The following is a 12,637-nucleotide window of genomic DNA, read 5'->3' as shown; positions in this document are numbered from 1 at the left end:
GCACTCGGAGGGATACCGAGTGCCTTTTTCTTCCTTTTTCCAACCGATTATCCCGTTAATTATCAATCCGCTAAATCCAAAGTAATGAACAACAAGAAGAAAAACGAGGGTCAGACCGACTTTTCCTATTACGGTCTGTACCTGCTGGACTATCTCCGCACGAACAAGTTTGAACAGGCTGACGACACCGCTTTCATACGGGAACGGGCCGACCGTGCCGCCGAAACGTATGAGAGGGCACGGCTTGAAGGCTATCCCGCCGATGGTGCGCAGGAACTGGCGATGGACACGCTGCTGCGCGGGCTGCATTATTCCCGTTACGCCATCCTCCGCGAAGTCGTGGAAAACGAGTTTGCCGATGAAGTGCCGGAAGAGAAGCGTGAAGCCTTTGTCCTGAAACTGCTGCCGCTTGTCGGCAACGTGTTCTCCGTCTATGACCTCTCGGATGACAATTTCGCCCTGTCTTCCGATTACGACCTGCTCTACACGGAGCTGACGGGAGCAACCGTCCTTTACTTAGACGAATATGGCGTTTAACCGCAAACAGAAACTGCGGGACAACATCGAGGCGATACGGACGGCATTCATCCTTGACAGGGAAAATAGGACAGCGACAACCGAAGAGCGTGCCATACTTCAAAGGTACTGCGGTTTCGGCGGTCTGAAATGTATCCTCAACCCTGCAAAGGAACTGACGGATGCCGTCCGGTGGGCGAAATCCGACCTCGAACTGTTCGCCCCGACGGTGGAGCTGCACAGGCTTATCCGTGAGAACAGCAAGGACGAAACAGAGTACAAGCGGTTTGTGGATTCGCTGAAAGCGTCCGTGCTGACCGCTTTCTACACCCCCAAAGAGATAACCGACACCATCGCGGACGTGCTGGCAGATTACAGCGTCCGCCCCGCCCGTATGCTCGAACCGTCGGCAGGTGTCGGCGTGTTCGTGGATTCCATGCTGCGGCACAGCCCCAATGCGGATGTGATGGCTTTCGAGAAGGATCTGCTCACGGGTACAATCTTGAGGCATCTCTATCCCGACCAGAAAATGCGCACCTGCGGTTTTGAGAAAATCGAAAGACCGTTCAACAATTATTTCGACTTGGCGGTGTCCAACATTCCGTTCGGTGACATTGCCGTGTTCGACGCGGAGTTTCAGCGGAGCGACTCTTTCGGCAGACGCTCCGCCCAGAAAACCATCCACAACTATTTCTTTCTCAAAGGACTGGATGCCGTGCGTGACGGCGGTATCGTGGCGTTCATCACCTCGCAAGGGGTATTGAATAGCACCAAGACCTCCGTGCGTAACGAGCTGTTCAGTCAGGCCAATCTGGTATCCGCGATACGCCTGCCCAACAACCTGTTCACGGACAACGCGGGCACGGAGGTGGGCAGTGACCTGATTGTCCTGCAAAAGAACCTCAGCAAGAAGGAAATGTCGCAGGACGAGCGGCTGATGACCGTGATACAGACGGACACGAAAACCGCCCTGACCGACAACGCCTATTTCATCCACCACCCGGAACGCATCGTGCATACGATGGCGAAACTTGACACAGACCCCTACGGGAAGCCCGCTATGGTTTATCTGCACGAGGGCAAGGCAGCAGGCATCGCCGGGGATTTGCGCCGTATGCTCGACGAGGATTTCCATTACAGGCTTGCCATGCGCTTGTATTCGGGTTCAATCCGGCAGGCAGGAACGGAAGAAAAAGTTGCCGTTCAAAATAAAGTAGAGCGTCCTGCCATAAAATTGGAAACAGTATCCTCGGCGCAGACGGTGGAAACTCCGACAGAAAAGCCGCAACCCGCAGATGAAAAGCCGGAGATAGAACCGCGCCCGCAATATTCCGCAGGCGTGCAGCTCACCCTGCTTGACCTCTGGGGGATGACGGAAGAGGTCAGCCAACCGAAAACCTCCAAAAAGAAAAAGACGGTGAAAAAGGCAGTTACGGCAAAGTCCACTCCGCCCAAACCGAAAGTCACGGTTACACCGACAGCTCCAACTGCAAAACCCGCTATGGAGAATAAGGAGGTGAAAGCGGAGAACACCGCCAAGCCTGCCGACCCGGACGACATCTATGCCACACTGGACTGGGATACCAATCCTCCCATCAACGGTTTCTATGAAATGATGATGGGTTTGACGCCGGAGCGTAGGAAAGAACTTCGGGAACTGGCAAGGCAGCATAACGAGAAACAAGTGGCGGAAAAGACGGAAGTGAAAGCCGTGCCGGAAACTTCCCGTGAGCAGCCACGACAGGAGGAAACACAGCCGGAGGCAGTCGCCGCACCTGCCGTTACAGATACCCCATCGGAAGCGGTGGGGACTTTCCTTTTCCCCGACATCGAAGCGGAAAAGCCGAAGGAGGAAGTCGTGGACCTTTCTCCGCGTGCCTACCACCGCACGCCGGAGATGCACCTGCGCGAAGGGTCGCTGGTGGCTGACCGGGGGCGTCATAACATCGGCTACCTGAAAGACATCACGCCATACGGGGCGACATTCCAGCCGCTCGACCTGAAAGGATACCAGAAGGAAAAGGCGTTGTTGTATGTGTCGCTGCGTGACGCCTACGAGCGTCTGTACCGTTATGAATCGCTCCGGCGCGAGGCAAATGTTCCGTGGCGAGAGCATCTGAATACCTGTTACGATGAGTTTGTCATGCGCTACGGCAACCTCAACGCCAAGCAGAACGTGAAGTTAGTGATGATGGATGCGGGCGGGCGCGACATCCTTTCGCTGGAACGGATGGAAAACGGAAAGTTCGTCAAGGCGGACATCTTCGAGCATCCTGTTTCCTTCGCGGTGGAGAGCCATGCCAACGTAGGCTCTCCCGAAGAAGCCCTGTCTGCGTCGCTCAACAAATATGGTACGGTCAATCTCGACTATATGCGGGAGATAACCGACAGCACGGCGGAGGATTTGCTCACTGCCCTGCAAGGGCGCATCTACTACAATCCGCTCGTGACCGGTTACGAAATCAAAGACCGTTTCATCGCCGGAAATGTCATAGAGAAAGCGGAACGCATAGAGGCATGGATGGGTGACAATCCCGAAAATGAGCGTATGCCGGAGGTGAAGCAGGCGTTGGAGGCTCTGAAAGATGCCGAGCCGCAGCGCATCGCCTTCGAGGATCTGGACTTCAATTTCGGGGAACGCTGGATTCCGACGGGTGTCTATGCCGCCTACATGAGCCGGCTGTTCGACACGGAGGTGAAAATCGCCTATTCCGCAAGCATGGACGAGTTTTCGGTGGCGTGCGGCTACCGCACCATGAAAATCACGGACGAGTTTCTGGTGAAGGGGTATTACCGGAACTATGACGGTATGCACCTCCTAAAACACGCCCTGCACAACACCTGCCCTGACATGATGAAGTCCATCGGCAAGGACGAGCATGGCAACGACATCAAGATGCGCGACAGCGAGGGAATACAACTCGCCAACGCCAAGATTGACGAGATACGAAACGGCTTCTCCGAATGGCTCGAAGAGCAGTCGCCGCAGTTCAAGGAGCGGCTTGTGACGATGTATAACCGCAAGTTCAACTGTTTCGTGCGCCCGCGCTACGACGGCTCCCATCAGACCTTTCCCGACCTCAACCTGAAAGGGCTGGCAAGCCGGGGTATCAAGAGCGTCTATCCCTCACAGATGGATTGCGTCTGGATGTTGAAACAGAACGGCGGCGGAATTTGCGACCACGAGGTGGGAACCGGTAAGACGCTGATAATGTGCATCGCCGCGCATGAGATGAAGCGTCTGAATTTGGCACACAAGCCGATGATTATCGGGCTGAAAGCCAACGTTGCGGAGATTGCAGCCACCTATCAGGCGGCATATCCCAACGCACGTATTCTGTACGCTTCGGAGAAGGACTTTTCGACCGCCAACCGTGTGCGCTTCTTCAATAATATAAAGAACAACGACTACGATTGCGTCATCATGTCGCACGACCAGTTCGGCAAGATACCGCAGTCGCCGGAATTGCAGCAGCGCATCCTGCAAGCAGAGCTTGACACGGTGGAGGAAAACCTCGAAGTGCTACGGCAGCAGGGAAAGAACGTGTCGCGGGCGATGCTGAAAGGATTGGAGAAGCGCAAGCACAACCTTGAAGCGAAGCTGGAGAAGGTGGAACACGCCATAAAGTCACGCACGGACGACGTGGTGGATTTCAAGCAGATGGGCATCGACCACATCTTCATAGATGAGAGCCACCAGTTCAAGAATCTGACTTTCAACACGCGCCACGACCGTGTGGCGGGATTGGGAAACAGCGAGGGAAGCCAGAAGGCACTTAACATGCTCTTTGCCATACGCACCATACAGGAGCGCACAGGAAAAGACTTGGGTGCGACCTTCCTCTCCGGCACGACTATCAGCAACTCACTGACTGAATTGTACCTGCTGTTCAAGTACCTGCGCCCGAAGGAGCTGGAACGGCAGGACATAAGGTGTTTCGACGCTTGGGCGGCGATATTTGCCAAGAAGACGACGGATTTTGAATTTAACGTGACGAACAATGTGGTCCAGAAGGAGCGTTTCCGCTACTTCATCAAAGTGCCGGAGCTTGCCGCCTTCTATAATGAAATCACGGACTACCGCACGGCGGAGGATGTGGGCGTTGACCGTCCTGCCAAGAACGAGATACTGCACCATATACCGCCCACGCCGGAACAGGAGGACTTCATACAGAAACTGATGCAGTTCGCCAAGACGGGCGATGCCACCTTGTTGGGCAGGCTGCCGCTTTCGGAAACGGAAGAAAAGGCGAAGATGCTCATCGCCACGGACTATGCCCGGAAAATGGCACTCGACATGCGCATGATAGACCCGAATTACGAAGATCATCCCGACAACAAAGCGAGTCACTGTGCCAAGATGATCGCGGAGTATTATCAAAAATACGACGCCCAGAAAGGCACGCAGTTCGTTTTCTCTGATTTGGGGACATACCAGCCGGGCGACGGGTGGAACGTCTATTCGGAAATCAAGCGCAAACTGACGGAGGACTACGGTATACCGCCAAGCGAGGTGCGCTTCATTCAGGAGTGCAAGACCGACAAGGCGCGGAAGGCGGTGATAGACGCCATGAACGCCGGGACGGTGCGTGTGCTGTTCGGCTCTACCTCTATGCTCGGAACGGGTGTGAACGCCCAGAAACGGTGTGTGGCTATCCATCATCTCGATACGCCGTGGCGACCGTCCGACTTGCAACAGCGTGACGGACGCGGAGTTAGGGCAGGTAATGAGATTGCCAAACATTTCGCCGGGAACAACGTGGATGTAATCATCTACGCGGTGGAGAAGTCACTGGACAGCTACAAGTTCAACCTCCTGCACTGCAAGCAGACTTTCATAAGCCAGCTCAAAAGCGGTGCGATGGGTGCGCGTACCATCGACGAGGGGGCAATGGACGAAAAATCGGGCATGAATTTCTCGGAATACATGGCGTTGCTCTCCGGCAATACCGACCTGTTGGACAAGGCGAAACTGGAAAAGCGGATCGCATCGCTCGAAGGGGAACGCAAGTCGTTCAACAAGGGCAAGCGTGATTCGGAGTTCAAGCTGGAGTCAAAGACCGGCGAGTTGCGCAACAACACGGCTTTCATAGATGCCATGACGGAGGACTGGAACCGCTTCCTGTCGGTGGTGCAGACCGACAAGGAGGGCAACCGCCTTAATATAATAAAGGTGGACGGAGTGGATTCCGCCGATGAGAAGGTCATCGGAAAGCGTTTGCAGGAGATAGCCAAGAATGCCACGACCGGAGGGTTGTACACGCAGGTCGGTGAACTTTACGGTTTTCCGATAAAGGTGGTGAGCGAAAGGATACTCAAAGAGGGATTGGAGTTCACCGACAACCGCTTCGTGGTCGAGGGGAACTACAAGTACACCTACAACAACGGGCATCTGGCGATGGCTGACCCGTTGGCCGCCGCCCGCAACTTCCTCAACGCGATGGAGAGGATACCCTCCATCATCGACCAGTACAAGGCGAAGAACGAGGTGCTGGAGATGGAGATACCGCAGTTACAGGAGATAGCGGGTAAGGTGTGGAAGAAGGAGGACGAGCTGAAGCAGTTGAAGTCCGAACTTGCCGCCCTTGACCGAAAAATTCAGCTGGAGCTTGCGCCACCCACGCCCGAAGTCGCAGAAAAGGAGAATGAAGGGCAACAGCTCAAGCCGGAAGCGGAAGATGTGAGGAACAGGCAGGCGCAATATCCCGAAAATGCACCGCCGCAGATACGCAGTCCGGCGGATAGTATCGTTGCCAACCATGTCATAATCGGGCGTCCGGGACTGTATGCCAAGGAGGAAACCCGGTCCAAAGGATTGAAAATATAACCTAAGGAATTTTATCTGAAGTATTAATAAGGGCTATCCCAAAAGGTCTAAAAGTAAATTTTATCCTTTCTGCAAGTATCTATAGGATGGCAACTGCATTTTTTTCTTTTTGGGCAGCCCTTATTAAAATTTATTCTTATTTTAGGTTATATACATTCATGTCCATTTATGTAAAAAATTCCTGCTGACCTTGTTTATGTCTTGTCAGTCACCATTTGCAAAACCATATTTGACCCTCAAAGAGGCTGAATTTGATAAGTAACTTGCTACATACTCATAATAAGGAGCTAAATAGAACACGAATGGGAAATACACAAATGCTAAACTAAAGAAGATATTGGCCAAAATAAACGCTATACCGAGAGAGAAACTTGATTTTTCAACTTCCTAAAACGGTGTTGTTCAAACATTTCTACTTATTTGTACTTGCCAGTTGAACCTACGCTTCCCTAATAAAATGTCTATGGTAAAAAGTTAAAAAATCCTCCCACTTTTGTTAGATATATTTTTTTGTGTAATTTTGTAATCGTTATGCGGCAGTAATAATATACATATTAATACGAGTTAGTAATCCTGTAGTTCTCATATGCTACGAGGAGGTATTAAAAGGTGCGTTTCGACAATGCATCTACTGTAGTATATTATTGCTTAATCCAAATGAATATTATAAATTTAGGAATTCTTGCTCACATTGATGCAGGAAAAACTTCCGTAACCGAGAATCTGCTGTTTGCCAGTGGAGCAACGGAAAAGTGCGGCCGTGTGGATAATGGTGACACCATAACGGACTCTATGGATATAGAGAAACGTAGAGGAATTACTGTCCGGGCTTCTACGACATCTATTATCTGGAATGGAGTGAAATGCAATATCATTGACACTCCGGGACACATGGATTTTATTGCGGAAGTGGAGCGGACATTCAAAATGCTTGATGGAGCAGTCCTCATCTTATCCGCAAAGGAAGGCATACAAGCGCAGACAAAGTTGCTGTTCAGTACTTTACAAAAGCTGCAAATCCCGACAATTATATTTATCAATAAGATTGACCGTGCCGGTGTGAATTTGGAGCGTTTGTATATGGATATAAAAACAAATCTGTCGCAAGATGTCCTGTTTATGCAAACTGTTGTCGATGGATCGGTTTATCCGGTTTGCTCCCAAACATATATAAAGGAAGAATACAAAGAATTTGTATGCAACCATGACGACGATATATTAGAACGATATTTGGCGGATAGCGAAATTTCACCGGCTGATTATTGGAATACGATAATCGCTCTTGTGGCAAAAGCCAAAGTCTATCCGGTGCTACATGGATCAGCAATGTTCAATATCGGTATCAATGAGTTGTTGGACGCCATTTCTTCTTTTATACTTCCTCCGGCATCAGTCTCAAACAGACTTTCAGCTTATCTCTATAAGATAGAGCATGACCCCAAAGGGCATAAAAGAAGTTTTCTTAAAATAATTGACGGAAGTCTGAGACTTCGAGACGTTGTAAGAATCAACGATTCGGAAAAATTCATCAAGATTAAAAATCTAAAGACTATTTATCAGGGCAGAGAGATAAATGTTGATGAAGTGGGTGCCAATGATATCGCGATTGTAGAAGATATAGAAGATTTTCGAATCGGAGATTATTTAGGTGCTAAACCTTGTTTGATTCAAGGATTATCTCATCAGCATCCCGCTCTCAAATCCTCCGTCCGGCCAAATAAGCCCGAAGAGAGAAGCAAGGTGATATCCGCTCTGAATACATTGTGGATTGAAGACCCGTCTTTGTCCTTTTCCATAAACTCATATAGTGATGAATTGGAAATCTCGTTATATGGTTTGACCCAAAAGGAAATCATACAGACATTGCTGGAAGAACGATTTTCCGTAAAGGTCCATTTTGATGAGATCAAGACTATCTACAAAGAACGACCTATAAAAAAGGTCAATAAGATTATTCAGATCGAAGTACCACCCAACCCTTACTGGGCCACAATAGGGCTGACTCTTGAACCCTTACCGTTAGGGGCAGGGTTGCAAATCGAAAGTGACATCTCCTATGGTTATCTGAACCATTCTTTTCAAAATGCCGTTTTTGAAGGGATTCGTATGTCTTGCCAATCTGGTTTACATGGATGGGAAGTGACAGATCTGAAAGTAACTTTTACTCAAGCCGAGTATTATAGCCCGGTAAGTACACCTGCTGATTTCAGACAGCTGACCCCTTATGTCTTCAGGCTGGCTTTGCAACAGTCAGGTGTGGACATTCTCGAACCGATGCTCTGTTTTGAGTTGCAGATACCCCAAGTAGCGAGTTCCAAAGCTATTACAGATTTGCAAAAACTGATGTCTGAGATTGAAGACATCAGTTGTAATAATGAGTGGTGTCATATTAAAGGGAAAGTTCCATTAAATACAAGTAAAGACTATGCCTCAGAAGTAAGTTCGTACACTAAGGGCTTAGGCATTTTTATGGTTAAGCCATGTGGGTATCAAATAACAAAAGACGGTTATTCTGATAATATCCGCATGAACGAAAAAGATAAACTTTTATTCATGTTCCAAAAATCAATGTCATTAAAATAATGGAGCGGTCAGGAAATTTCTATAAGGCAATACGGTTGGGATATATACTTATCTCCATTCTTATCGGATGTATGGCATATAATAGCCTCTATGAATGGCAGGAGATAGAAGCATTAGAACTTGGCAATAAAAAAATAGACGAGCTCCGAAAAGAAATAAACAATATCAATATTCAAATGATAAAATTTTCTCTATTGGGTGAAACAATACTGGAATGGAACGATAAAGATATCGAGCATTACCATGCACGGCGTATGGCAATGGACAGTATGCTCTGCCGTTTCAAGGCCACCTATCCAGCAGAGCGCATCGATAGTGTGCGCAGTCTTTTAGAGGATAAGGAACGACAGATGTTCCAGATAGTCCGGTTAATGGATGAACAACAATCTATTAACAAGAAGATAGCCAATCAAATTCCGGTTATTGTACAGAAAAGTGTGCAGGAACAGTCCAAAAAGCCAAAACGAAAAGGTTTCTTAGGCATATTCGGCAAAAAAAAGGAAGTAACTCCAGCAGTATCAACCACTATCCTTCATTCGGTCAATAGAAACGTAATCAGCGAACAGAAAGTGCAGGATCGCCAATTGTCGGAACAAGCCGACAGCCTTGCAGCTCGTAATGCAGAACTTAACAGACAACTGCAAGAATTGATTTGCCAAATAGAAGAAAAGGTACAAACCGAACTGCAAAGCCGGGAAAACGAAATAGTTGCCATGCGTGAAAAGTCATTTATGCAAGTAGGCGGTTTAATGGGATTCGTTCTTCTATTGTTGTTAATTTCCTACATCATCATACATCGTGATGCAAAAAGCATTAAACAATACAAGCACAAGACAACTGATTTGATAAGGCAACTGGAACAATCCGTACAACGGAACGAGGCACTGATAACGTCAAGGAAGAAGGCGGTACATACTATCACCCATGAACTGCGCACACCGCTGACAGCAATAACAGGCTATGCCGGACTGATACGGAAAGAACAGTGTGAGGATAAGTCCGGGCAGTATATCCAAAACATACTGCAATCCTCCGACCGTATGCGGGATATGCTTAACACTTTGCTTGACTTCTTCCGCCTGGACAACGGCAAGGAACAGCCCCGTCTGTCACCCTGCCGGATTTCAGCAATCACGCACACACTTGAAACGGAGTTCATGCCTGTTGCCGTGAACAAAGGGCTGTCCTTGTCCGTGAAGACTGGACACGATGCCATTGTATTGACCGACAAAGAGCGAATAATACAAATCGGGAATAACCTGCTGTCAAACGCTGTCAAGTTCACAGAAGAAGGCGGTGTTTCTTTGATTACTGAATATGATAATGGAGTTCTGACACTGGTCGTTGAAGATACAGGTACAGGCATGACAGAAGAGGAACAGAAACAAGCGTTCGGTGCGTTTGAACGTCTATCAAATGCCGCCGCAAAGGAGGGTTTCGGGCTTGGGCTTGCCATAATGCGTAATATTGTGTCGATGCTTGGCGGAACAATCCGTTTAGACAGCAAGAAAGGGAAAGGCAGTCGTTTCACAGTTGAAATTTCTATGCAGGAAGCTGAAGAACAGCTTGGATATACAAGCAATACACCTGTTTATCATAACAATAAATTCCATGATGTTGTCGCCATTGACAATGATGAGGTATTACTTCTGATGCTGAAAGAGATGTATTCCCAAGAAGGAATACACTGCGACACTTGCACCGATGCTGCGGCACTGATGGAAATGATACGCCAGAAAGAATACAGCCTGTTGCTGACAGACTTGAATATGCCCGATATAAACGGTTTCGAATTGCTGGAACTGTTGCGTTCGTCCAACGTGGGCAATTCACCAACAATCCCGGTGGTTGTGGCAACCGCTTCGGGCAGTTGTAACAAAGGGGAACTATTGGCAAAAGGCTTTGCCGGATGCCTGTTCAAACCGTTCTCCATATCGGAACTGATGGAGGTTTCCGACAGGTGTGCCATAAAAGCGACACCGGACGGGAAACCGGACTTTTCCGCCTTATTGTCCTATGGCAATGAAGCCGTCATGCTGGAAAAGTTGATAACTGAAACAGAAAAGGAAATGCAGGCGGTACGGGATGCAGCAAAAGAAAAAGACCTGCAAAAGCTGGATTCCCTGATCCACCACCTGCGCAGTTCGTGGGAGGTGCTCCGTGCCGACCAACCGCTGAATGTACTTTACGGATTGCTTCGTGGCGATGCTCTCCCGGATGGTGAAGCGTTAAGCCATGCCGTGACTGCCGTGCTGGATAAGGGAGTGGAAATAATACGGTTGGCAGAAGAGGAAAGGAGAAAATACGAAGATGAATAAGACAAAAATAATTGTGGTGGAAGACAACATCGTGTATTGCGAATATGTCTGCAATATGCTGTCACGGGAGGGCTACCGCAATATGAAGGCTTACCACCTCTCAACCGCGAAGAAACATCTGCAACAGGCAACAGATAATGATATCGTGGTTGCCGACCTGCGTCTGCCTGACGGCAGTGGCATAGACCTTTTGTGCTGGATGCGAAAGGAGGGAAAGATGCAGCCCTTCATCATTATGACCGACTACGCCGAAGTTAATACCGCCGTGGAAAGCATGAAACTCGGCTCGATAGACTATATTCCCAAACAGCTTGTGGAGGATAAACTTGTCCCCCTGATCCGTTCCATACTGAAAGAACGTCAGGCAGGACAACGCCGTATGCCTATATTCGCCCGTGAAGGTTCCGCCTTTCAGAAAATCATGCACCGCATAAGGCTGGTAGCCGCCACCGATATGAGCGTGATGATATTTGGTGAGAACGGCACGGGCAAGGAGCATATTGCCCACCTGTTGCATGACAAGAGCAAACGTGCAGGCAAGCCATTTGTGGCGGTGGACTGCGGTTCACTCTCCAAAGAGCTTGCACCGTCGGCTTTCTTCGGACACGTCAAAGGTGCATTTACAGGTGCGGACAATGCCAAGAAAGGATATTTCCATGAGGCGGAAGGCGGCACGTTGTTTCTGGACGAGGTAGGAAACCTCGCGTTGGAAACCCAACAGATGTTGCTCCGTGCCATACAGGAGAGGCGGTATCGCCCGGTCGGAGACAAGGCAGACCGGAATTTCAATGTCCGCATCATCGCTGCTACCAATGAAGATTTGGAGGTATCGGTGAATGAAAAGCGTTTTCGGCAGGATCTTCTGTACCGCCTGCACGACTTCGGGATAACCGTTCCTCCGTTGCGTGACTGTCAAGAAGACATTATGCCGCTGGCAGAGTTCTTCCGTGATATGGCAAACAGAGAGCTGGAGTGTAGCGTGAGCGGGTTCAGTTCCGAAGCACGTAAAGCGTTGCTGACACACGCATGGCCGGGCAACGTGCGGGAACTTCGGCAGAAAGTTATGGGTGCTGTATTGCAGGCGCAGGAAGGTGTTGTCATGAAAGAGCATCTGGAACTTGCCGTGACGAAACCGACCTCTACTGTCAGCTTCGCCTTGCGCAATGACGCGGAGGATAAGGAGCGGATATTGCGTGCGTTGAAACAGGCAAACGGCAACCGGAGTGTCGCCGCAGAACTGCTCGGCATAGGCAGGACAACACTATACAGCAAACTTGAAGAGTATGGACTTAAATATAAATTCAAGCAATCATAGCCCGTAATTCACTGAATTTGGCTATCTTTGCATAACATTTGAGAAAAACGGCGATTGGCAGGAGCTTTTCGCCGCCAA

General features: G+C 49.2%; 5 protein-coding genes. All 5 read left to right on the top strand.

Features of this window, described 5'->3' with window-relative positions:
* Nucleotides 1–84: 84 nt before the first annotated feature.
* The 5 genes from DYI03_RS09735 (at nt 85) to DYI03_RS09715 (ending at nt 12,559) form a co-directional block, all read left to right on the top strand.
* Nucleotides 85–537, top strand: a complete 453-nt coding sequence (locus tag DYI03_RS09735; RefSeq protein ID WP_004304266.1) for a DUF1896 domain-containing protein — start codon at nt 85–87, stop codon at nt 535–537.
* On the top strand, nt 527–6,343 hold the full coding sequence (locus tag DYI03_RS09730; RefSeq protein ID WP_008017100.1) for an N-6 DNA methylase: 5,817 nt from the start codon (nt 527–529) through the stop codon (nt 6,341–6,343). The genes DYI03_RS09735 and DYI03_RS09730 overlap by 11 nt, the downstream gene beginning before the upstream one ends.
* 657 nt (nt 6,344–7,000) lie before the next feature.
* Nucleotides 7,001–8,926 carry a tetracycline resistance ribosomal protection protein Tet(Q) gene (gene tet(Q) / locus DYI03_RS09725; protein WP_004291466.1) on the top strand — a complete coding sequence of 642 codons (1,926 nt, stop codon included), beginning with the start codon at nt 7,001–7,003 and terminating at the stop codon, nt 8,924–8,926.
* Nucleotides 8,926–11,244 carry a hybrid sensor histidine kinase/response regulator gene (locus DYI03_RS09720; protein ID WP_004291467.1) on the top strand — a complete coding sequence of 773 codons (2,319 nt, stop codon included), beginning with the start codon at nt 8,926–8,928 and terminating at the stop codon, nt 11,242–11,244. Before tet(Q) ends, DYI03_RS09720 begins: the two co-directional genes overlap by 1 nt.
* Nucleotides 11,237–12,559, top strand: a complete 1,323-nt coding sequence (locus DYI03_RS09715; protein ID WP_004291471.1) for a sigma-54-dependent transcriptional regulator — start codon at nt 11,237–11,239, stop codon at nt 12,557–12,559. Before DYI03_RS09720 ends, DYI03_RS09715 begins: the two co-directional genes overlap by 8 nt.
* Nucleotides 12,560–12,637 lie beyond the last annotated feature (78 nt).

The sequence above is a fragment of the Prevotella disiens genome (assembly GCF_900454955.1).
Taxonomy (GTDB): domain Bacteria; phylum Bacteroidota; class Bacteroidia; order Bacteroidales; family Bacteroidaceae; genus Prevotella; species Prevotella disiens.
Note: the sequence above shows the minus strand (reverse complement) of the source record. Positions and strands in the feature narration are given on the sequence as shown.